The organism is Streptomyces sp. NPDC088766 (assembly GCF_044750845.1).
Classification (GTDB): Bacteria; Actinomycetota; Actinomycetes; order Streptomycetales; family Streptomycetaceae; genus Streptomyces.
Genome location: NZ_JBIVKQ010000010.1, coordinates 134,062 through 155,376 on the forward strand (window position 1 = coordinate 134,062; position 21,315 = coordinate 155,376).

At 72.3% G+C, this 21,315-nt stretch carries 22 protein-coding genes; 16 read left to right on the forward strand and 6 right to left on the reverse strand.

Annotated elements, in window-relative coordinates; translation table 11 throughout:
* Nucleotides 1-123 precede the first annotated feature (123 nt).
* From ACIP5W_RS16540 to ACIP5W_RS16570, 7 genes are all read left to right on the forward strand, one after another.
* The gene (locus ACIP5W_RS16540; protein ID WP_401473015.1) at nucleotides 124-2,403 is read left to right on the forward strand and encodes a phage tail tape measure protein; all 2,280 of its coding nucleotides are present in this window, start codon (nucleotides 124-126) and stop codon (nucleotides 2,401-2,403) included.
* A 14-nt stretch (nucleotides 2,404-2,417) separates the two neighbouring features.
* Nucleotides 2,418-5,609, forward strand: coding sequence for a hypothetical protein (locus tag ACIP5W_RS16545; RefSeq protein ID WP_401473018.1), 3,192 nt, complete (start codon nucleotides 2,418-2,420; stop codon nucleotides 5,607-5,609).
* Between the two features lie 13 nt (nucleotides 5,610-5,622).
* Nucleotides 5,623-6,060 (forward strand): hypothetical protein, encoded by a 438-nt coding sequence (locus tag ACIP5W_RS16550; RefSeq protein ID WP_401473021.1) that lies wholly within the window; start codon nucleotides 5,623-5,625, stop codon nucleotides 6,058-6,060.
* 88 nt (nucleotides 6,061-6,148) lie between these two features.
* Nucleotides 6,149-7,075, forward strand: a complete 927-nt coding sequence (locus ACIP5W_RS16555) for a peptidoglycan-binding protein (protein ID WP_401473024.1) — start codon at nucleotides 6,149-6,151, stop codon at nucleotides 7,073-7,075.
* A gap of 45 nt (nucleotides 7,076-7,120) precedes the next feature.
* Nucleotides 7,121-7,303, forward strand: a complete 183-nt coding sequence (locus tag ACIP5W_RS16560) for a hypothetical protein (RefSeq protein WP_401473027.1) — start codon at nucleotides 7,121-7,123, stop codon at nucleotides 7,301-7,303.
* Nucleotides 7,303-7,737 carry a hypothetical protein gene (locus tag ACIP5W_RS16565; RefSeq protein ID WP_401473030.1) on the forward strand — a complete coding sequence of 145 codons (435 nt, stop codon included), beginning with the start codon at nucleotides 7,303-7,305 and terminating at the stop codon, nucleotides 7,735-7,737. The genes ACIP5W_RS16560 and ACIP5W_RS16565 overlap by 1 nt, the downstream gene beginning before the upstream one ends.
* Nucleotides 7,737-8,009, forward strand: coding sequence for a hypothetical protein (locus ACIP5W_RS16570; RefSeq protein WP_401473033.1), 273 nt, complete (start codon nucleotides 7,737-7,739; stop codon nucleotides 8,007-8,009). Before ACIP5W_RS16565 ends, ACIP5W_RS16570 begins: the two co-directional genes overlap by 1 nt.
* A 52-nt stretch (nucleotides 8,010-8,061) precedes the next feature.
* On the opposite strand, the gene ACIP5W_RS16575 is transcribed toward ACIP5W_RS16570, so the two are convergent.
* Nucleotides 8,062-8,301, reverse strand: a complete 240-nt coding sequence (locus tag ACIP5W_RS16575; protein WP_401473036.1) for a GntR family transcriptional regulator — start codon at nucleotides 8,299-8,301, stop codon at nucleotides 8,062-8,064.
* Between the two features lie 159 nt (nucleotides 8,302-8,460).
* Here ACIP5W_RS16575 and ACIP5W_RS16580 point away from each other — a divergent pair, with 159 nt between their 5' ends.
* From ACIP5W_RS16580 to ACIP5W_RS16600, 5 genes are all read left to right on the forward strand, one after another.
* Nucleotides 8,461-8,673 (forward strand): hypothetical protein, encoded by a 213-nt coding sequence (locus tag ACIP5W_RS16580; protein ID WP_401473039.1) that lies wholly within the window; start codon nucleotides 8,461-8,463, stop codon nucleotides 8,671-8,673.
* Nucleotides 8,670-8,972 carry a hypothetical protein gene (locus tag ACIP5W_RS16585; RefSeq protein ID WP_401473042.1) on the forward strand — a complete coding sequence of 101 codons (303 nt, stop codon included), beginning with the start codon at nucleotides 8,670-8,672 and terminating at the stop codon, nucleotides 8,970-8,972. The genes ACIP5W_RS16580 and ACIP5W_RS16585 overlap by 4 nt, the downstream gene beginning before the upstream one ends.
* 413 nt (nucleotides 8,973-9,385) lie before the next feature.
* Nucleotides 9,386-10,783 carry an NAD(P)/FAD-dependent oxidoreductase gene (locus tag ACIP5W_RS16590; RefSeq protein WP_401473045.1) on the forward strand — a complete coding sequence of 466 codons (1,398 nt, stop codon included), beginning with the start codon at nucleotides 9,386-9,388 and terminating at the stop codon, nucleotides 10,781-10,783.
* 122 nt (nucleotides 10,784-10,905) lie between these two features.
* Nucleotides 10,906-11,610, forward strand: a complete 705-nt coding sequence (locus ACIP5W_RS16595) for a pentapeptide repeat-containing protein (protein ID WP_401473048.1) — start codon at nucleotides 10,906-10,908, stop codon at nucleotides 11,608-11,610.
* 5 nt (nucleotides 11,611-11,615) lie between these two features.
* Entirely contained in the window at nucleotides 11,616-12,272 is a 657-nt protein-coding gene (locus tag ACIP5W_RS16600; protein WP_401473050.1) for a hypothetical protein, read from the forward strand.
* Nucleotides 12,273-12,343: 71 nt separating this feature from the next.
* Here ACIP5W_RS16600 and ACIP5W_RS16605 read toward each other — a convergent pair whose 3' ends face one another.
* Nucleotides 12,344-12,844, reverse strand: coding sequence for a hypothetical protein (locus ACIP5W_RS16605; protein WP_401473053.1), 501 nt, complete (start codon nucleotides 12,842-12,844; stop codon nucleotides 12,344-12,346).
* 189 nt (nucleotides 12,845-13,033) lie between these two features.
* Here ACIP5W_RS16605 and ACIP5W_RS16610 point away from each other — a divergent pair, with 189 nt between their 5' ends.
* On the forward strand, nucleotides 13,034-14,446 hold the full coding sequence (locus tag ACIP5W_RS16610; RefSeq protein ID WP_401473056.1) for a M1 family metallopeptidase: 1,413 nt from the start codon (nucleotides 13,034-13,036) through the stop codon (nucleotides 14,444-14,446).
* 372 nt (nucleotides 14,447-14,818) lie between these two features.
* On the opposite strand, the gene ACIP5W_RS16615 is transcribed toward ACIP5W_RS16610, so the two are convergent.
* Nucleotides 14,819-15,394 carry a TerD family protein gene (locus tag ACIP5W_RS16615; RefSeq protein WP_055636540.1) on the reverse strand — a complete coding sequence of 192 codons (576 nt, stop codon included), beginning with the start codon at nucleotides 15,392-15,394 and terminating at the stop codon, nucleotides 14,819-14,821.
* A 147-nt stretch (nucleotides 15,395-15,541) separates the two neighbouring features.
* Between ACIP5W_RS16615 and arfB the strand changes: the two genes are divergently transcribed.
* Nucleotides 15,542-15,979, forward strand: coding sequence for an alternative ribosome rescue aminoacyl-tRNA hydrolase ArfB (gene arfB / locus ACIP5W_RS16620; protein WP_401473060.1), 438 nt, complete (start codon nucleotides 15,542-15,544; stop codon nucleotides 15,977-15,979).
* Nucleotides 15,980-16,028: 49 nt separating this feature from the next.
* On the opposite strand, the gene ACIP5W_RS16625 is transcribed toward arfB, so the two are convergent.
* Both ACIP5W_RS16625 and ACIP5W_RS16630 read right to left on the reverse strand, forming a co-directional pair.
* A complete protein-coding gene (locus ACIP5W_RS16625; protein WP_401473327.1) occupies nucleotides 16,029-16,562 on the reverse strand; it encodes a GNAT family N-acetyltransferase in 534 nt (177 codons plus the stop codon).
* 6 nt (nucleotides 16,563-16,568) lie between these two features.
* Nucleotides 16,569-17,147: a flavin reductase family protein gene (locus tag ACIP5W_RS16630; RefSeq protein ID WP_401473330.1), complete on the reverse strand. Its 579-nt coding sequence runs from the start codon at nucleotides 17,145-17,147 to the stop codon at nucleotides 16,569-16,571.
* A 356-nt stretch (nucleotides 17,148-17,503) separates the two neighbouring features.
* Between ACIP5W_RS16630 and cdgB the strand changes: the two genes are divergently transcribed.
* Both cdgB and ACIP5W_RS16640 read left to right on the forward strand, forming a co-directional pair.
* Complete coding sequence (gene cdgB, locus ACIP5W_RS16635) at nucleotides 17,504-19,192, forward strand: diguanylate cyclase CdgB (protein WP_401473063.1); 1,689 nt, start codon at nucleotides 17,504-17,506, stop codon at nucleotides 19,190-19,192.
* Nucleotides 19,193-19,345: 153 nt separating this feature from the next.
* The gene (locus ACIP5W_RS16640; RefSeq protein WP_401473066.1) at nucleotides 19,346-20,290 is read left to right on the forward strand and encodes a carbohydrate-binding protein; all 945 of its coding nucleotides are present in this window, start codon (nucleotides 19,346-19,348) and stop codon (nucleotides 20,288-20,290) included.
* A 6-nt stretch (nucleotides 20,291-20,296) separates the two neighbouring features.
* Here ACIP5W_RS16640 and ACIP5W_RS16645 read toward each other — a convergent pair whose 3' ends face one another.
* Complete coding sequence (locus ACIP5W_RS16645; RefSeq protein ID WP_401473069.1) at nucleotides 20,297-21,241, reverse strand: 1-phosphofructokinase family hexose kinase; 945 nt, start codon at nucleotides 21,239-21,241, stop codon at nucleotides 20,297-20,299.
* Nucleotides 21,242-21,315 lie beyond the last annotated feature (74 nt).

Here is a 21,315-nt window from a genome sequence, read left to right on the forward strand (position 1 = left end):
CGGGACTGGGACCTGCTGACCGTCGAGGAGGCGGACCACCTCCTGGACTGGCTGGACAGCTACCTCGCGCATCTGGAGAAGGCCCGCCAGAACCAGCGGTGACCCGCACAGAAAGGGGGCGTCATGTCGGACACCAGTCTCGTCTTCGCTCTGTCCACCAGGGACGACACCGCCGGCGGGATGCGGTCGGCCCGCCAGACGGTCAACTCCGAGACGGAGGGCATGGCCGACGACGTCGCCGCCAACGGCTCGAAGATGGGCACGGCCCTGGCGGCGGCCGGGGCGGCGGCCGGCGCGCTGGCGGGGGCCGCGCTCATGTCGACGCTCGCGCAGGCGATGGACGTGTCCGAGGCGACCACCCGCCTCGAGGCCCAGCTCGCCAACACCACGGCCGACGTAGGCGCGGCCACCTCCGCCATGAAGAACGTGTTCACCGCCGGGTGGGGGGAGTCGGCCACCGAGGTCGGCGACGCCATCAAGTCCGTGACCTTGAACATGGACGAGTTCACCGGGAACCAGCAGGGCCTGGAGGACATGACCACGAAGGCCCTCGGCCTGGCGAAGGTCTTCGACCAGGACCTGAACAAGGTCACTGCGGCTGCCGGGCAGATGGTCAAGACCGGCATGGCGGCCGACTTCGACGAGGCGATGGACCTCATCTCTGCGGGTCTGGGCAGCACCGCCAACAAGTCGGACGACCTGCTCGACACGTTCAACGAGTACCCCACTCAGTTCCGCCGCCTGGGGCTGGACGGCAAGACCGCCATGGGGCTGATCAGCCAGGGCCTGGAGAAGGGTGCCCGAGACGCCGACTCCGTCGCGGACGCCATCGGTATCTTCGGCGAGATGGCCCTGGCCGGCGGCGACAAGGTGAACCAGGCCTTCGCCTCGATCGGCCTGAACGGCGAGGACATCGGCCGCAAGATGCGGGCCGGCGGCGACCAGGCCACCCAGGCGCTGCAGGACACCATGGACGCGCTACGCGGTACCGACGACGCGACCGTCCGCCTCGGCGCCGCGCAGACCCTGTTCGGGGACCTGGCCAACACCCAGGCCGACGCCCTGTATGCGCTGGACCCGGCGTCGGCCGCCGCGGCCGGCGGCTTCGACGAGGTGGCCGGGGCCGCCGACAAGGTCGTCGACAAGCTGGAGAAGTCCCCGGCGATGCGGATGGAGGCCTTCAAGCGGGGCGTCCAGCAGAACGTCATCGACTTCCTCGGCGGCACCGTGCTCCCGGCGGTCGCCGACTTCAAGACCAAGTTCCAGACCGAGTTCGCCAGCGTCTGGACCGAGGCCGGGCTGGGCGGCACCGACGGCATCGACCGCGTGCTGGACTTCGTCGTCATCCTCGGCCAGCGCCTCGGCCAGAAACTCGTCACCGACCTCGTACCGAAGGCCATCGAGGGGATGCAGACGGCGGGCCAGCGCGTGGCGGACTGGGCCATGGCCAACCCGACGGAAGTCCTCAAGACGGCCGCGATCGCGGGGGCCATCCTCATGGCGCTCGTCGCACTCCCGGCCCTCGTCGCCGTGGGCATCAGCGCACTCGCCATCTCCCTGATGGTGGGTTTCGTCTCCTCCATGATCGAAGCGCTGACGGCCAACGTGCCCCGCTGGTGGGCGTCCTTCACCGGCTGGGTGTCGCAGAAGGCGGGCCAGGCCGGCGCCGTGCTGTCCACGCTGGGCAGCGCGATCGGCGCCTGGTTCTCCCGACTGTGGTCCACCTACATCGCGGGCCCGGTCAGCGGCGCGTGGGCGTCCTTCATCGGCGGGGTCGCCGCGCTGCCCTCCCGTGCCGGCGCCGCCCTGGGCAACCTCGCGGGCGTCGTCAGGAGCCGGGCCAGCACCGCGTTCCAGTCGATGAAGGACGCCGCCGTGCAGCGCGCGCAGTCGATGATCGACTGGGTGCGCGGCCTGCCCTCCCGCGTCACCGGCGCGCTCGGCAACCTCGGCCGCCTGCTGTGGAACTCCGGTGCCGCGCTGATCAACGGGTTCATCAACGGCATCATGTCCAGGATCGGCAGCGTCCGCGACGCGGCCAGCAGCGTGGTGTCCGCGGCCCGGGACTTCTTCCCCTTCAGCCCTGCCAAGGAAGGCCCGTTCTCCGGCACCGGCTACACCACGTACTCCGGCGAGGCCCTCATCCAGGACTTCCAGGGCGGCATCAGCAGCCAGATCCCCGCCCTGCAGTCCCTCTTGGCCGGCCTCCCCGGCGTCGCCCCGCAGTCCGTGCAGCCCGCCCCGCTCACGGCGGGCATGGCGCCCGCCCTCGCCGCCGCCGGCGGCCCGGCCCGCGTCGTCGTCGACGTGCGCGGCGCCGACGAGGAATGGAAGCGACTGCTCCGCAAGATGATCCGCGTCGACGGACGCGGCAGCGCCGACGGCCTCGTCGGCCGACGATAGGAAGGAGCCCCGGGGTGGCGTTCCCCCAGACCCCGCTCGACATCCAGGCGGACCTCAAGATCGACGGCGTGTGGCAGCCCGTCACCGCGGACGTCTACACCCGCGACCTGCTGACGATCGTGCGCGGCCGCCCCGACGAGGGCGCCCGCACCGACCCCGGCAAGTGCAAGCTCACCTTCAACAACGGGACCAGCCGCGTCGCGCCGGGCGTCTCCGGCCGCTACAGCCAGGGCAACCCGCTCTCCGACCTGTACGGGAAGATCGGCCGCAACACCCCCGTGCGGGTGCACCTGCCGGCGGCCGAGGCGCACCTGGAGCTCGACGGCGATGCGACCGGCACCGTCTCCACCCCGGACACCGCCGTCCTCGACATCACCGGCGACATCGACGTGCGCGCCGAGTTCGACGCCGACATGACCGACACCGCCCTGAGTCAGGCCATCATCGGCAAGTGGGGGCCGACCGTCGCCGAACGGTCCTGGATGCTGCGCGTCTTCAGCGGCAACATCTACCTCAGCTGGGTCGACGCCGGCGGCTCCGCCCAGTTCGCGTTCCTGAGCGTGGTTGCTTACGGCGGCCGTGCCCTGCGCGTCACGCTCGACGTCGACAACGGCGCGGGCGGCCTGACCCTGCGCTGGTACCAGGCCGACTCCCTGGACGGCCCGTGGGAGCAGATCGGCGGCGACGTCGTCGGCTCGTTCACGACCAGCATCCAGGCCACCAGCAGTCCGCTGTACATCGGCCCCACCGACGCCACCACCACCCCGCCGAGGAAGCCGTTCGTCGGCACCGGCACCCGCTTCCAGGTCCGCTCCGGGATCGACGGCACGATCGTCGCCAACGCGGACTTCCGCGCCCTGGCCGACGGCGCCACCTCCTTCGTCGACAGCGCGGGCCGGACCTGGACCGTCAACGGCACCGCCAAGGTACGCAAGCGCGAGGACCGGTTCGTCGGGGAGATCTCCGCCTGGCCGCCGCGCTGGGACGTCTCCGGCCTCGACCGCTGGGTGCCCGTCGAAGCGTCCGGGGTGCTGCGCCGCTACGGCCGCGCGACCGCCCCGCTCGCCTCGACGCTGCGCCGCCGCATCCCGTCCGGGAACCCGACCGCCTACTGGCCGATGGAGGAAGGCTCCGGCGCCACCCAGGCCTACAGCCCCCTCGCCAAGGTGGCGCCCATGGTCGTGAGCGGGGTGACGTTCGCCGGCGTCGACACCCTGCCCGGATCCGAGGCGCTGCCCACCCTCGGCTCGGCGTCCACCCTGCGCGGCACCGTGCCGAGCGGGACGACGACCGGCTGGCACGTCGAGATGGTCTACCGGCTGGAGAAGCTGCCCGCCACCCAGCAGCAGATCGCCCGCGTCCGCGTCACCGGCTCGGCCATGACGTACTGCAACGTCCTCGTCGGCACCGGCGGCATCCGCATCGAGGCCCGCGACTCCGACGACACCGTGCTCGGGTTCGCCAACTACGCCGACGCCGACGCCCTCGCCGCTTTCGTCGGCCCCTGGAACCGCCTCCAGATCTACACCTCGGTATCGGGCGGCACGACGTTCCTGCACGCGTCGTGGCGGCGCACGGACGGGCTGGCCTCGTACTGGTTCGCCCGCACCTCCTACGCCGGCACGCCCGGCCGCGCCGCCCAGGTCCTCGGCATCTGGGGCCCGGACTTCCAGGGCATGGGCCTCGGGCACGTCGCCGTGTGGAACGGGGTAACCGCCTCGCTCACCTCGCCCTACCCGTCGGCCGTCACCACCTTCGAGTCTGCGGATGACGGCTTCCTCGGCGAGTACGCCGGGACGCGGCTGCTGCGCCTGGCCAGCGAGGAGAACATCCCGCTGTCCGTGCGCGGCCTCGTCATCGGGCAGGAGGCGATGGGCGCGCAGCGCCCCGCCCAGCTGCTCGAGCTCCTCGGCCAGGCCGCCGACTCCGACGGCGGCATCCTGATGGAGCACCGCGCCCGGCCGGCCCTGCGCTACCGCGGCCGCGCCACGATGTACAACCAGGCCCCGGCCCTCACCCTGAACTACGCGGCCGGCGGCGAGGTCGCCCCGCCGCTGGAACCGCTCGACGACGACGCCGACGTGGTCAACGACGTCACCGTGCAGCGCATCGACGGCAGCGCCGGGCGCGCGGTCCTCGAGGACGGGCCGCTCTCCGTGCAGGCACCGCCGGACGGGGTCGGCCTGTACGACAGCAGCATCCAGCGCTCCCTCGCCCGCGACGACCAGGCGCAGCCGATCGCCGCCTGGATGCTGCACCTGGGCACCTGGGACGCACCCCGCTACCCGGTCGTCCACGTCAACCTGGCCGCCGCCCCGCACCTGATCCCGGCCGTGCTGCGGGTCGACCAGGGCGACCTGATCCGCATCACCAACCCGCCGCCGTGGCTGCCGCCCGGCGACATCAACCTGATCGTCCAGGGCTACACCGAGTCCTTCGACCAGTACGCGTGGGACGTCTTCTTCACCTGCACCCCAGCCGACCCCTGGACCACGGCCGAGCTGGCCGTCGTCGAGGACTTCGAGGACACCACCTACGAGGCGGCGTGGACGAACGGCGGCACCCTGCCGTGGGCACGCTCGACGGCGCAGGCGCACACCGGTTCCTGGTCGCTGAAGTCAGGGGCGATCACCAACAACCAGACGAGCGACGCAGTGTTCGCTGTCCCGGCCGGGAAGACCGAGCTCAGGTTCTGGTACTGGACGAGCAGCGAGGCGGCCGGGGCGGGCTTCGAAGGCGACCGGCTGCTGGTCCTCGTCGACGGCGTCCAGGTGCTGCGCGCCCAGGGCACCACCCCGTGGACGCAGGCCACTGTCGACGTCACCGGCAAGAGCAGCGTGACCTTCCGCTACGTCAAGGACAACTCGACGGCGGTCGGCGCTGACGCGGTCCACATCGACAACCTCAGCTTCACCGGGCGCGGCCCGACCCGCGTGGACACCGACGGCTCCGTGCTCACCGCCGGCATCTCGGCGACCGCCACCTCGGTCTCCGTCACGACCACGACCGGACCGGTGTGGACACAGAACCCGGCCGAGTTCCCCCTCACCGTCCGGGTGGGAGGCGAGGTCATGACCGTCACCGGCATCACCGGCGCCGCCAGCCCGCAGACCTTCACGGTCATCCGGTCGGTCAACGGCATCGTCAAGAGCCACACCGCCGGCACGGACGTGCGCCTCGCCCACCCCGCCCACCTGGCTCTCTGAAGGGAGAACCCGCATGGCCTTCCTCGCAGGAGAGCGGCTCACCGCCGGACGCGCCAACCGGCTGCAGCCGCGGACGTACCCCATCGCGATCGGCACGGGCACCGTCCCCGCCTCGTCCACCAACGTGGACGTCTCCGGCGCCACCATCACCCTGACCACCGAGGCGGCCGGCGCCACCTTCAAGGCGTGGGCGGTGTGGGACTTCAACTCGCTGGGGGCGTCGGCCGGGTCCTCGACGGGCCGTCTCGTGGTCGACGGCGCCAACCAGCTGCCGCTCGCCGTGTTCCGCCAGGACGCCTCCGCGGATCGTGGCACGCACGCCCAGAGCTACGTCGGGACCCTCGCCGCAGCGGGCAGCCACACCTTCAAGTTGATCGCGAGCACGTCCACGAACACGGAGTGTCTGGGCAGCAACTGCAGCCTCGTCGTCGAGATCACCGAGGTGGCCTGACCGGCCATTCCACCGCCTGACCCCACCCACACCTCACCGCCCTGAGCCAGATGGCCAGGGCGTTTCTCATGCCCACAGGGAGGGCCCCGTGCCGAGATCCGGACCGCAGTACTACCCCGCCGCCAGCCAGACGTACTGGTACGAGGACAACTACGAGGCCACGGCAATGGAGATCAATGCCGCATGCCTGCACACCACCGAGGGCACGACCATCCCGACCTACGCCGACAGCCAGGGCAGGAAGGGCGCCTCCGCCCCGAACCTGACCGCGGTCCCGGATTTCGGCGCGAAGCGGCTGCGCTGGCACCAGCACTTCCGTATCGACTCCTCAGCGCGGGCCCTGGCCAACCGGTACGGGGGCGTCGAGACCAACACCCTCAACGTCGCCCAGGCCGAGCTCGTCGGTACCTGCGACCCGGCCACCCACGCCAAGTGGACCAAGGCCGGCATCCAGCACATCTACTGGCCCGAGGCCCCCGACTGGGCCCTGCGGGACGTGGCCGAGTTCCTGGCCTGGCTACACAGCGAGCACGGTGTCCCGCTGTCAGGCCCGGCCCGCTGGCCGGCCTACCCCTCTTCCTACTCCAACGGGGCCGGGCAGCGCATGACCAGCGCGCAGTGGTCGAGCTTCAAGGGCGTGTGCGGGCACATGCATGTCCCGGAGAACGACCACGGCGACCCGGGCGCCATCGACTTCGACGAGCTGCTGGCCCTCGCGCGGGCCGCGCTCAACCTGCCCACCCCGCCCAAGACGACGCCCCCTCCCGCAACACCCGTCCCGGCGTTCCCCGGCCGGAAGTACTTCGCGCTGGGGCAGTCCAACAAGTACGTCACCCAGCTGGGCAAGCAGCTGGTCAAGCGCGGCTACGGCCGCTACTACTCTGTCGGCCCCGGACCGAAGTGGTCGGAGTCCGACCGGCGCGCCGTCGCCGCCTTCCAGCGCGCCCAGAAGTGGACCGGGGCGGACGCCGACGGCTACCCCGGCCCCGAGACCTGGCGGCGACTCTTCGCCTGACCGGCGCCCGCCCCTGATCCACCCATCGAGAGGAACCGATCCGCCATGAGAATCTCCAGCATCGCCAAGAGCCTCGTCGCCGGCGCTGCCGCGGGCGCGACCGCCGCCGTCACCGCCGTCCAGGACAGCGTGCTCACCACCGGCGAGGGCGTCACCATCGCGCTCGCCGTCCTCGGCGCCTGGGGCATCACCTACGCCGTGCCCAACCGGCCGAAGACGGACGCCTGATGCGGGGCGCGGCGGCGGCCCGGCGGTTCTCCCACCGCCGCGCCTTCCTCGTCACCGTCGGCCTGGGCTGGGCCGGGTACGGCGGCCTCGGCATCGTCGGCCAGCCCCGGTACGGCACGGCCCGCGGGCTGGCCGAGCTGACCAAGCACGTGCCCGGCGGGCTGAACACCCTCGGCTGGATGTGGGTGGTGTGCGGTCTGACCGCCGCCATGGCGGGGCTGCTCGTGCGCTGCCCTCGGGTGCAGGCACTCGGCTACGTGGCGCTCGCCGTCCCGGCCGCGTTGTGGGCTGGGGTGTTCTCGGCGGCCGCCGCCTCGACGTACCCGCCGGCCGTCGGCTCCGCTTGCGGGTGGGGGGCGTTCACCATCGGCGTCGTGCTGGTGTCCGGCATGGACGACCCGCTGCCGCCGCACCTGAGAAAGAGGATCCGCTGATGGACGTTGGGGCACTGGTGGGGGGTGGCGTCGCACTGATCGTCGGCGTACTGACGTGGGGGCAGAGCAGGGCGACGAACCGGCGCTCGGACTTCATGGCGATCACCGAGCGGCTGGACCGGGAGGTGAAGGAGGAGCGCACCCAGCGCAAGCTGCTGACTCGCGCGTACCTCGACCTGCACCGGTGGGCCCGGCGGGTCGGCCCGGACACTCCGGCCGGCCCGGCGCCCGAACCGCCGGCGGAACTCGACCTCACCCCCTGGCACCTGTGACTGCGGCCCCGCTCTCCTTCGGGAGGGCGGGGCCGCTTCGTCATGTCCGGGGTCAGGCGCCCGGCGGCTGGTCGGCGACGAAGCTGCCCATGCCCGGCGTGGTGACGAGGAGGCCCTCCTCGCGGAGCGCGGCCGTGGCCTTGCGCACGGTGCCGCGGGCGACGCCGAACTCCGCCTCGAGCTGCACCTCGGAGACGAGGGCGCGCGGTGCCAGTTCGCCGGTGGCGATGCGCTCGCGCAGTACGTCGGCGATCTGTTCCCACTTGGGCCGGGTCGGGTCGTAGTCGATCACCCGTCCGACTCTAGATATGCGGACGTAACAGGGCATAGATATCTACATCCATACCTAGGCATGGACAGGGGTGTACAGGGGTCCCTACCGTGGGTCACGTAACTGACCCCCGCGGCCGCGCGAACGGCCCGGGGGCTTGGCCGACTGGTTGGAGTCGACATGCACGAGACTACGCAGGCCCAGGCCGGGGACAACACCCCCCGCGCATTCGGCTGGTGCTCATGGCACAGCGGGTACGCCGAGGGGATCCGGCTCATCAACTTCCAGGAGCAGGGCTCGGGGCCCGGCGGCGGGGCGTTCGCCTGCGGCCCCTGCATCGAGACGCACGGACTCATCCCCTTCGCGGACCAGCCGTGCACCCCGGCTTCGTGAACGCCTTGGAGGTGCTGCCCGTACCGAAGGCGGCCGACCTCCCTCCGGCACGGGTCGAGGGGAAGCGATGCGTGTGGTGCGGCAAGGCCGCAGAGACCGCCATCGGTGCGCGCCTCAGCGTGATCGGCGGGGAGCTCCACCGGTGGCAGCCGATCGGATGCCGCCCCTGCATCCGGCGTGAGGCTGGCCGGGTGTACGGCATCCACGTCAGGGTGTGCGCGCGCTGCTCGCACCGCGACTACTGCCCGGAGGGCAAGGCCCTGTATGACCTGTCGCAGCCCAAGCGGCAGGCCGACTGACCCCCCGCCCGCCCCGCACCCCGTGCCGTCGGGGCGGGCGGGATCTGTGGCCCCGGCTGGCGCACCGTCGCCGACCGGGGCCGCTTTATGTCTGGCCGTTGCGCCGACTGGGTGGTGCGCGGGACAATGGATAGGCCCAGCTCAGGCGCCCCGCGGGAAGCCCGGATTGCGTGAGCGATGCGTGAGCGGAGGTCCCGCAGGGGGCTGGATTGGTCGGAGTGAACCGGACTCCCGGAGCACTCCGACCAGGGATCTTCGGACTAGCCAGAGTCCTCCGGAGTGAGCCAGAGTGAAACCTCAGGACTTGTAAAGCGAAGGTCGTCGGTTCGAGTCCGACAGGGGGCTCCGTTTCCTCCTGCCGTCGACGGAATCCGAAGGAGACACCGGCCGCTCGGGCGGGTTAGCGTCCGGCCATGAGCAGCGGTGTCGTGAACGGCGGGATCTCCTACTGGTACGCGGACGACGGCCTCCCCGCGGTGCGGGAGCCGCTCTCCGGTGACGCCTCCGCGGACGTCGTGATCGTCGGCGGCGGCTACACGGGCCTGTGGACCGCGTACTACCTGAAGAAGGCCGCGCCCTTCCTGCGGATCACCCTCCTGGAACAGCGGTTCTGCGGGTACGGCGCCTCCGGGCGCAACGGCGGCTGGCTCTACAACGGCATCGCGGGCCGCGACCGGTACGCGAAGCTGCACGGCCGGGACGCCGCCGTACGCCTGCAGCGGGCGATGAACGACACCGTCGCCGAGGTGGTCCGGGTGGCCCGCGACGAGTCGATCGACGCCGACGTGCATCGCGGCGGGGTCCTCGAAGTGGCCCGCACGCCCGCCCAGCTCGCGCGGCTGAAGGCCTTCCACGCACACGAGCTGGCGTACGGCGAACAGGACCGTGAGCTGTACGGCGCCCGGGAGACCGCCGCGCGGATCCGGGTGGCCGGCGCGGTCGGCTCCACGTGGACCCCGCACGGGGCGCGGGTGCACCCGGTGAAGCTGGTGAAGGGGCTGGCGGCGGCCGTCGAGGCGCTGGGCGTCGTGGTGCACGAGTCGACGCCGGTCACCGAGATCCGGGCGGGGCGCGCGGTGACGCCGTACGGGACCGTGCGGGCGCCGTACGTGCTGCGGTGCACCGAGGGCTTCACGGCCTCGCTGAAGGGACAGCGGCGGACCTGGCTGCCCATGAACTCCTCGATGATCGCCACCGAGCCGCTGACCGACGAGCAGTGGGCGGCGCTCGGCTGGGACGGCCGGGAGACGCTGGGCGACATGGCGCACGCCTACATGTACGCCCAGCGCACCGCCGACGGACGGATCGCGCTGGGCGGGCGCGGGGTGCCGTACCGCTTCGGGTCCAGGACCGACCACGACGGGCGGACGCAGGAGGCGACCGTCGAGGCGCTGCGCGAGATCCTCGTCGCGTTCTTCCCCGCGCTGGCCGGGGTACGGGTCGCGCACGCCTGGTCGGGGGTGCTCGGCGTGCCGCGGGACTGGTGCGCGACGGTCACCCTGGACCGTTCGACGGGCCTCGGCTGGGCGGGCGGGTACGTCGGCTCGGGCGTCGCCACCGCCAACCTCGCCGGGCGCACGCTGTGCGACCTCGTCCGGCTGGACTCCGGACAGGCCGGGCGGACGGACCTGACGGAGCTGCCGTGGGTCGGCCACAGGGTCCGCCGGTGGGAGCCGGAGCCCCTGCGCTGGCTGGGCGTGCAGGGCATGTACGCCACCTACCGGGCGGCGGACCGCCGGGAGACGGAGACCCACAGCGCCGGGTCGTCACGGCTGGCGCGGATGGCGGACCGGGTGGCGGGGCGGCACTGAGCCGGACCGCCGGGCGGCTCCGTCGTGTCGGGGACCGGACCGGCCGGGGGCGAGCAGGGCGCCGGTCGGGGCGTTCGCGCCGGTCGGCGGGGATTGTCAGTGGTGGGGTGCAGCATGGGGGCATGGCGAGGACGGGTGCGGGCGTCGGGAGCAGGGCGGGGACGGGCGGTGCCGGCCGGGTGAAGGCCGCGCGGCGGCCGGAGGTGCGGCTGCCGCCCCTCGAGCCGTACGACAGCGGAGGGCTGGAACCCGACGGGGACTACGACGGGCTGGAGTTTTGCGAGTCGGATCTCTCCGGGCAGGACGGCGGGGGCGCCCGCTTCATGGACTGCGCGCTGTCGGCCTGCGTGCTGGACGGGACGCGTCTGCACCACGCCCGCCTGCTCGACTCGGTCCTCACCGGCATCCGCGGCGTCGGCACCGACCTGGCCGAGGTGACCCTGCGCGACGTCGAGCTGGTCGACGCCCGCCTGGGCGGGACGCAGATGCACGGTGCGGTGCTGGAACGGGTGCTGATCCGCGGCGGCAAGATCGACTTTCTGAATCTGCGTCAGGCCCGGCTGCGGGACGTCGTCTTCCAGGGCTGCGTGCTGATCGAGCCGGACTTCGCGGGCGCCCGCCTGGAGCGCGTGGAGTTCGTGGACTGCGCTCTGAAGGCGGCCGACTTCACGGCGGCGACCCTGAGGGACACCGACCTGCGCGGTGCGACGGAGCTGGGCATCGCGGGCGGCCTGGACCGGCTGTCCGGTGCGGTGATCAGCACGGGTCAACTCCTGGATCTCGCGCCGGTGCTGGCGGCGGAGCTGGGGATCAGGGTGGAGGACTGAGGCGGGTGGGGACGTTCTCCGGAAACGTGCTGGTGGCACGGCCTTTCGAGGAGGCGGTGCCGCTGCCGGCCGGGGAGGGCCTGTCGGGGTACGCGCTGCCGGCGGGTCAGGGGCACACCGTGGTCCACCCGGACCCGGACACCTCGTCGGTCGACGCCGCGGGAGGACTGAGCAAGCTGCTCGGGGCACCGGTGCCGGGGACGTACGTGTTCGACCCGGACGTCCTCGTGATGCTTGTTCACGGGGACGGTGCGCTCCGGCTCCACCACGACTCCTGTCCCGGCTGCTTCGACGGGCCGGAGACCGGCGAGAACGGAAACCCGCTGACCCCCGTCGACGACTTCGAGTTCCCGGCACCGGAGGGCGTCGACCCGCAGGCCTTCCTGCCTCTGGCGGCCGGCCCCGTGGACCGCGCGGCACCGGAGTCCGCGCTGCGCGGCATACCGCTGGACCCCGACGACGGGGACGACGGGCGTTACGCGGACGGGCGTTACGCATTCGCCGAGGCGCAGCACTACGACGTGATGGTCTGCCCGCGGCTCGATGCGAGTCGTTCGACCACGGGGTTCAGCCACCTGGCCGGGGGAGATCTGCCGCACGGCACGTCGGCGGGGGATCCGGTGACGCTCGGCGGGGCGGCGCGGCCGACGCCGGTCGGGTGAAGAGGGGGGCGCGGCCGGGGTGCGGTTCGGGCGGCCGGTTCGGGGCCCGGTCGGGTCGACGTGAGTACTTCTCAGCCCAGTCGGGGGAAGCGGGCCTGGAGGGTCCAGATCGCCGGGTTCTCGTCCAGGTCGTCGTGGAGGTCGACCAGGTCCGCGATCAGGTCGTGCAGGAAGTCGCGTGCCTCGCGGCGCAGTTCGGTGTGGGAGAAGGTCAGCGGTGGTTCCTCGGCCGGCATCCAGTCGGCCTCGATGTCGACCCAGCCGAAGCGGCGCTCGAAGAGCATGCGGTCGGTCGACTCGGTGAAGTCCAGCTCCGCGTGCTGGGGGCGGGAGGCGCGGGAGCCCCTGGGGTCCCGGTCGAGCTGCTCCACGATGTCGCACAGCGCCCACGCGAAGTCGAGCACCGGTACCCATCCCCAGGCCGTGGAGATCTCCCGGTCCGCCTTGGTGTCGGCCAGGTAGACGTCCCCGCAGAACAGGTCGTGCCGCAGCGCGTGGACGTCCGCGCGGCGGTAGTCGGTCTGCGGGGGGTCGGGGAAGCGGTTGGAGAGGGCGTAGCCGATGTCGAGCACGTAGGTGATGGTGTCACGGCTCCGAAGGGGCGGGTGCCCCTGAGATTCCCGGCACATCCCGCTCCGCGCGGTCCTGCGATCCCGGGCCTTTCCCGGTCCGCGCGGTCCCGCGATCCCGGGCCTTTCCCGGTCCGCGCGGTCCCGCGATCCCTGACATGTCCTGATCCGCGCCCGCCTAGGATCGCTCACATGTCCCGATCCGCGCGCCTTGTCAGGACCGTCGCCGTGGCCGCCGTCTGGGGTCTCGCCCTGCCCCTCGCCCTCTCCGGGTGCGACGGGAGCGGGCCGGACGACGCCGGCGGCGCGGGGGTCGGCGACCCGTACTTCCCGAAGGCGGGCAACGGCGGCTACGACGTCCGTCACTACGGCCTCGACCTCGCCTACGACCCCGCCGGGCGCCGTCTGTCCGGCACCGCCCGCCTCACCGCCCGCGCCACCGAGCCCCTCTCCGCCTTCGACCTCGACCTGACGGGCATGACGGTCGAGGAGGTCACCGTCGAGGGCCGGGAGGCGTCCTTCGACCGCGACGGACAGGAGCTGACCGTCCGCCCCGAGGACCGCCTCGGCAAGGGCGAGACCTTCGAGGTCACCGTGCGCTACGCCGGCCGCCCCGAGACGATCACCGACCCGGACGGCTCGCAGGAGGGCTGGCTGCGGACCGCCGACGGTGCGCTGGCGCTCGGCGAACCGACCGGTTCCATGGCCTGGTTCCCCGGCAGCCACCACCCCTCCGACAAGGCGTCGTACGACATCGCCGTCACCGTGCCGCGGGGCCTGACGGCCGTGTCCAACGGGGAGTTGCGCGGCGAGCGGACCATCGGTGGCCGTACGACGTTCGTCTGGCACGCCGCCGAACCCGTGGCGAGCCACGTCGCCACGCTCGCGATCGGCCGGTACACCGTCACCCGGTCCCGCACCGGCGACGGCCTGCCGGTGTACGTCGCCGTCGACCCCACCCAGGCCGCCGCGAGCCGCACCGCGCTGGCCCGGCTGCCCGAGGTCATGGAGTGGGCGGCGGACAACTTCGGTCCGTACCCCTTCTCCTCCACCGGCGCGATCGTCGACCGCCCGCGCGACTCCGCGTACGCCCTCGAGACGCAGAACCGCCCCGTCTTCCCGGGCGCCCCCGAGGTCGGACTCCTCGTCCACGAACTCGCCCACCAGTGGTTCGGCAACTCCGTGACCCCCAGGACCTGGCGGGACATGTGGCTCAACGAGGGCTTCGCGACCTACGCCGAGTGGCTGTGGACGGAGGACGAGGGCGGCCCCACCGCCGAGGAGACCTTCACCGAGCTGTACGAGGACGGCGAGGACACCTACGAGGACCTCTGGGAGTTTCCGCCCGCGCGGCCCACGAGCGCCGCCGAAATCTCCGCCGACCCCGTCTACCAGCGCGGTGCGATGGTCGTCCACAAGATCCGGCAGGCCGTCGGCGACGACGCCTTCTACGACCTCGTCCAGGGCTGGACCGCCGCCCACCGCCACGGCAACGCGGACACCGGCGACTTCACGGCGTACGTGGAGGAGCAGGTCCCGGACCAGGACTTCGCGCCGCTCTGGCACGACTGGCTGTACGGGAAGGACAAGCCGGAACGTCCTTGACGGCCCGTCACCGGCGGCCGCGCGCGGCCGCCCACGCGTCGAGCAGCCCGGCGAGGCCCCGCGGCCACACCGGCTCGGCCTCCTCGCCCCGCGCGCGAGCAGCACCTCCGCCCCCGGCTCGGCCATCTCGTCGGCCGGCGCCCGGGCCACCTGTTCGGGCCGGATGCCGTCGGGGTCGGGGAAGTCTCCGCCGATCGCCCGGAACTCCCGGTCGCCCGCGTAGAGCGCGGTGAGTTCGGTGAGCAGGGGTGCCGGGACGTCGTGGTCGGGGGTGAGGGGGAGCGGCTCGAGGATCACGGAGGCAACCCGTCGCCGCGGACGGCGGAGCCCCCGGCCTTCGCGGCCGAGGGCTCCGACAGGGCGCCGTGTCCGTCAGACGTTGACGCCGAAGTCCTGGGCGATGCCCACCAGGCCCGAGGCGTAGCCCTGGCCGACGGCGCGGAACTTCCACTCGGCGCCGTTGCGGTACAGCTCGCCGAAGACCATGGCCGTCTCGGTGGCCGCGTCCTCCGACAGGTCGTAGCGGGCGATCTCGGCGCCGCCGGCCTGGTTGACGATGCGGATGTAGGCGTTGCGGACCTGGCCGAAGTTCTGCGAGCGGTTCTCCGCGTCGTAGATGGAGACCGGGAAGACGATCTTGTCGATGTCGGCGGGGAGGCCCGCGAGGTTGACGTTGATCGCCTCGTCGTCGCCCGCGCCCTCGCCGGTGCGGTTGTCACCGGTGTGGACGATGGTCTGGTCCGGCGTCTGCTTGTTGTTGAAGAAGACGAAGTGGGCGTCGGAGTAGACCTTGCCCTGCGTGTTGACCGCGATCGCCGAGGCGTCGAGGTCGAAGTCCGTGCCGGTGGTGGTGCGGACGTCCCAGCCGAGGCCCACGGTGACGGCGGTCAGGCCCGGAGCCTCCTTGGTGAGCGAGACGTTGCCACCCTTGGACAGGCTTACAGCCATTGTTGGGAGTCCTTCCCTCGTTGTGTAACGGGCACGAAGCTACAGCTACCCCTATGAACGCCGCGAGGGGTCGCCAAGGTTCCCCGTGTCTTTACTTTCTTTGCCAAACCCTAATTCGCGTGACGTGGACGGGTCAGGCGGGGGAACATGTACGGCATGTCCGGTCCCCATGTCATCAGAGGCTCCGTCTGTCTTCCCGAGGCCGAGCTGGTGTGGCGTTTCTCGCGGTCCTCGGGGCCCGGCGGGCAGCATGTCAACACCAGCGACTCGCAGGTGGAGCTGCGCTTCGACCTGGCGCGCACCGAGGCGCTGCCCGAGGTGTGGAAGGCGCGCGCGCTGGAGCGGCTCGCCGGCCGCCTCGTCGACGGCGTCGTCTGCGTCCGTGCCTCCGAGCACCGTTCGCAGTGGCGCAACCGCGAGGCCGCCGCCGTACGCCTGGCCTCCCTGCTCGCCGAGGCCACGGCTCCGCCGCCCAAGCCGCGTCGCGCCACCCGCATCCCGCGCGGGATCAACGAACGCCGGCTGCGGCAGAAGAAGCAGCGCTCGGAGACCAAGCGCGGCAGGACGGGCCGGGACTGGGGCTGAGGGCCGCGCCGCCGGGTGGCCGTGGCCTTCGGTGCCGGGTGGCGCGCCTTCACTTCCGTACACGCTCCAGCGCCGGCACCCCCACCGTCTCGTCCCCGCTGCGCTCCCCCGTGTCGCGGAAGCCCAGGCCGAGGTGGAAGTCCTCGGGGCCGTGGGCGCCGGGGTGCCGGGTGACGTACAACTCCTCGCCCCCGCGGTCGCGGACCTGCCGGGCGACGGACTCGACGGCGAACCGCCCGTAGCCGCGGCCCTGCTCGCCCGCCTGGATGTTCGGCCGCCACAGGCCGGAGCGGATCAGGCCGCCGTCCCCGCGCCGGCCGATGCCGAAGAAGGCCGTCAGGAAGCCGACGGGCCGTCCGTCGTCGACGATCGGGCGCGGCCAGGCGACCCCGGGATGCACGTACGCCTCCGCGAGGGACTTCACCACGGGGGAGGCCGCGAATTCCTGCTCGGGGCGGACCCGAATGCCGAGAGCTGCTTCCGGATTTGCGGCGGTTATTTCTTCGAGACGGAGCGCGGAAGTCGTCGGCGGGGTGGTCGTGGCGCGAGCGCAGGAAGGGAGTTCCGCGCGCGGCCACTGAATTACCGTTCAGTCCAAGTGGCGGTAACGGCCCTTGAAATAGAGCAGCGGTCCGCCCTCCGTGCTCGGCACGCGCGCGTGCAGCACCCGGCCGATCACGAGCGTGTGGTCCCCGGCCGCCACCCGCTGCTCGGTGCGGCACTCCAGCGTGGCCAGCGCGCCGTCGACCAGGGGTGCGCCGGTGGCCTCGCCGCGGGTGTGCGGGAGGTCCTCGAAGAGGAGCCGGTCGCTGAGCCGGCCCTTCATCGCGAAGCGTCCGGCGATGTGCCGCTGGCTCTCCGACAGCACCGACACCGCCCACAGGGGCTGCTCGTCGATCAGGTCGTCCATCCGGGAGCCGGTGCGCAGGCTGACCAGCACCAGGGGCGGATCCAGGGAGACGGACAGGAACGCCGTGGCCGTCATCCCGGCGTTCTCGCCCTCCGGCGCCCCCGGGTCGTCCGGGTCCAGCGGGGGCTCCTGCGCGGTCACCAGGACCACTCCGCCGGCCAGCCGGGACATGGCGGCACGGAACTCTTCGTCGCTCACCCCCACAGCATGCCCAAAGGGGCCGGTGGCGGCGGGCGCGGCGGGCGGGGTCTTGAGCAGGTCGGCAGGCACGCTCCGCACGCTAGTCCCCGCTCCGGCCGGCCCGCATCGGACCTTCGCCCGAGTACGGTCGTAGGTCCCCGGACCGATTCCCGTACCCTCTCCGGAAGGGGAGCCGTACGCTCAGTAAACGCACAGGGAAAAACGCGGAAACCCTTCTCAATTGCTCAGGTTTTCCTGTGACTTGAGTCACAAGGGCCGGGAATTGTTGACCCTGTGTACCGAGTGGGCAGCGCGCTGTGATTCAGTGGCGGAGGCGTCACCGGTACGGACACAACGACATGCGCAACGACAGAAACGACGTTACGCCGAAGACAACCCTTGATTCGCTGCGAAGTCTCGGGGGGAGGGCGAGCATGGAGGCCGAGTCGGAGCCTTACGTCCGTCTTGCGTCCCTGCGACAGCTGCACCAGGTCATGGCCGACATGAACACGGCCCGCAGCCTGGCCGACACGCTGCAGACGGTCGCCAACGGCGTCGTGACCGCCCTCGGATACGAACTGGCCTGCGTCAACCTCGTGCGCCCCGACGGCGACCTCGTCGTCGCCGCCCTCTCCGGGGACCCCGCCGCCGAGGCCCTCATCACCGGCCGGGTCGGCTCCCGCGACTCCTGGGAGCGCCGGCTGAGCATGGGCGAGACCTGGGGCGACCTGATCTTCATACCCCACACCGAGGGCTGGGTCCTCGACGACGACGACGTCCCGCAGTGGTACACGGACGGGCCCGCGCCCCGCTTCGAGGACGAGTGGCACCCCTCCGACCGCCTCTTCGCCCCCATGTACACGCCCGCCGCCCCCGGCGGCAACGGCGTCTGCGGCGAACTCATCGGCGTCCTGTCCGTGGACCGCCCGCGCAACGGCCGACGGCCCGGCGCCTGGGGCCGCGAAGCCCTCCAGATGTACGCCTTCCAGGCCGCCATCGCCATCAGCAACGCGCGTCTGCGGTCCAACATGCAGCGCGCCCTGGTCCGCCTCGAACGCGAACAGCAGGCCCTGCGCGCCAGCGAGGAGAGCTTCCGCCAGGCCTTCGAGTACGCCCCCTCCGGCATGGCCATCGCCGAGATGGGCGGCGACCAGCACGGCCGGATCCTGCGCACCAACGACGCCCTGTGCCGCCTGCTGGGCCGCCCCGCCTCCGCGATGCGCCGCTACTCCTTCTCCGACCTCGTCCACCCCGAGGACATCGGCACCCTGCTGCGGACCTCCGCCGAGGGCGGCCGCGCCGAACTGCGCCTCGGCCGCCGCGACGGGACGTACGTCTGGGTGTCGCTGCGCAACTCCGTCGTCGCCGACGCCGCCGACGGACCCCGCTTCCTCCTCACCCACGTCGAGGACATAGAGGACCGCAAGCGCCGCGAACTCCAGCTCGCCCACCGCGCCTCCCACGACTCCCTCACCGGCCTGCCGAACTCCGCCGAGCTGCGCTCGCGCCTGTCCTCCCGGCTCTGTGCGCGCCCGCGGTCCGCCCACCCCGCCGCCGTCGACGCGATGGACGCCCAGGGGCACCCCGCCTTCGACACCGGCGACCGCGCCTTCGACACCCGCGACCGCGGCTTCGACTTCCGGACCGACGGCGCGGAGCGGTTCGACGCCTACGACCACCACGTGCACACCGTCGCCCCCGAGGACGGCGTACGCGACGACGGCACCAAGGGGCTCGCGGTCCTCTTCTGCGACCTCGACGGCTTCAAGTCGATCAACGACCGGTTCGGGCACAACGCCGGTGACGCGGTCCTGATCGAGGTCGCCCGCAGGCTGTCCCGGGGCGTCCGCGACGGCGACACCGTCGCCCGGCTCGGCGGCGACGAGTTCGTGATCCTCGCCGACGGCCTCGGCCGCGCCGACGCCCAGGACCTCGCCGTACGCCTGCGCAACGAGATCATCCAGCCGATCCGCGCCGAGGGGCGGGCCGTCCGGGTGGGCGCCAGCTTCGGCATCGGCTGGGCGCACTGCGGGATGACCGCGGACGAGGTGTTGAAGTCCGCCGACGAGCGGATGTACGTAGAGAAACGATCTCGTCCCAAACAGCACAGACGGGCGGGCTGATCCGCAGGTCAGCACCCGGCTGCCCGCAACGGTGCGATCCGGGTCACCCGTTCGGCGGGTCCGGAGCGGGTAGGCTCGCTCTTCTCCGCACGTATGGACGCGTAGGGATACGCGGACCACATCCGCCCCGCACCTGTTGAGGAGTACGAAGGGATGACGCCCGGCAACAACGGCGCGAGTACGCCCGAGGACGACGACCCGTTCGGCTACCTCTACGCCGACGGCCAGGCCAACGGAGCCCAGCCTCCGTCCGGCGGCGGCTACGGATACCCGTCGGTCAACCGCGTGCGCCCGGTCGGCGAGCGCCAGTACGGCCAGCAGCAGACCGCGCAGTACGGGCAGCAGGCGCCGCCCCAGCAGGGTGCGTACGGCCGGCCGAACGGCGCTCCCGCGGGGCCCGAGAGCTTCTCCGGCGCCGGTGGCACGACCACCGGCAACCGGCAGCAGGGGCTCGGCGGCGGCCGGGGCCGCGGCCCCAACACCAAGGGACTGCTGATCGGCGCGGTCGCGGTGGTCGCGGCCGTCGTCATCGGCATCGCGGTGGCGATGACGGGCGGCGACTCGGACGACGACAACAACAAGGCCGGCGGCGAGGCCTCCGCCTCGCCCACCGTCTCCGAGAGCGCCTCGCCCAGCGCCTCCGGCAGCGGCGACACCGAGGACGAGGTCGAGCTGCCGACGATCGACGCCAAGGCCCTGCGCCTCGGCGGTGCGGCCGCCCTGGCCTCCGACGTCCAGGGCGCCAAGGCGGACGGCGGCATCTACGTCTCCCTGAACCAGGTCGGCAACTCCGTCACCTGGAGCGTCGACGGCATCCCCGAGGACGGCGCGTACACGCTGTTCGCGCACTACAGCACCGCCGGTGAGAACCAGTCGATGACCCTCACGGTCAACGGCAAGAAGTTCGGCCAGCCGCTGAGCCTGGAGAACTACGCGCACGCCGCCGAGGGGGACTTCGCGAAGGGCTGGACCACCACCTACGCCTGGCCCAGGCTCACCAAGGGCACCAACACCATCAGCCTGTCCTGCGAGAACGGCGACAAGTGCAACGTGCTCCTGGACCAGTTCTGGCTGAAGAAGGGCGAGGTCAAGCGCTGACCGCGGTCAGGCTGCGGTGACCTCACCGGTCACCGCGACCCGGCCCAGCAGGTCCTCGTAGGCCGCCCGGTCGAACTCGCCGGCCGTCGGGCACAGGGCGGTGGCCGCGGACAGGGCGAGCGCGCGGGCCAGGGTCTCGGGCCAGGGGAGCCGCTCGACGAGGCCGGAGAGCAGGCCCGCGGAGACCGCGTCACCGGCACCCGCCCGGGCGCCGGACAGCCGGGCCCTCGGATTGCCGGGCGGACGGGCCGGCGGGGTGGCCCGCCAGCGGCCCTCCGGGGTCGCCGCGACCAGGCCCTGCGCGCCCAGGGACGCCACCACCGAGCGGGCACCGCGCCGACGGGCGTCCTGCGTCGCGCGCGACGGCTCGTGGGAGCCGGTCAGTTCGGCCAGTTCACCGGCGTTCGGTTTGATCAGGTCGGGGCGCGCCGCGACCGCGCGGCGCAGTGCCTCCCCGCCGGTGTCCAGCAGCACGGGTACGCCCGCGGCCCGCGCGGTGCGCACCAGGCCCCCGTACGCGCCCACCGGCACCCCCGGCGGCAGGCTGCCGCACAGGGCCACCGCGTCGGCGCCGGCCAGCAGCCGCTCGTACGTCTCCTGGAAGGCGGACCACTCGGCGGGGGTGATGACCGGGCCCGGTTCGTCGAACCGCGTGGTCTGCCCGGTGCGTTCGTCGGCCACGGTGAGCGTGCGGCGGGTCGGGGCGGCGCACGGCACGAGCGCGTCGGTCACCCCGGTGAGCCGCTCCCGTACGACGCGTCCGGTGGGACCGCCCGCGAAGCCGGTGACCGTCACCTCGTGCCCGAGGGCGGCCAGGATGCGCGCCACGTTCAGTCCCTTGCCGCCGGAACGTTCCGCCACCTCGGTCACCCGGTGCGTGGCGTGCGGGAGCAGGGCCGGGACGCGGTAGGTGACGTCCAGAGCGGTGTTCGGCGTGACCGTGAGAATCACCTGGCCCGACCTCCCCCGATCAGCGGCGTTCGGCCGCCGTTTGCTTGAATTCGCCCTTCCGGACGGCCTGATCA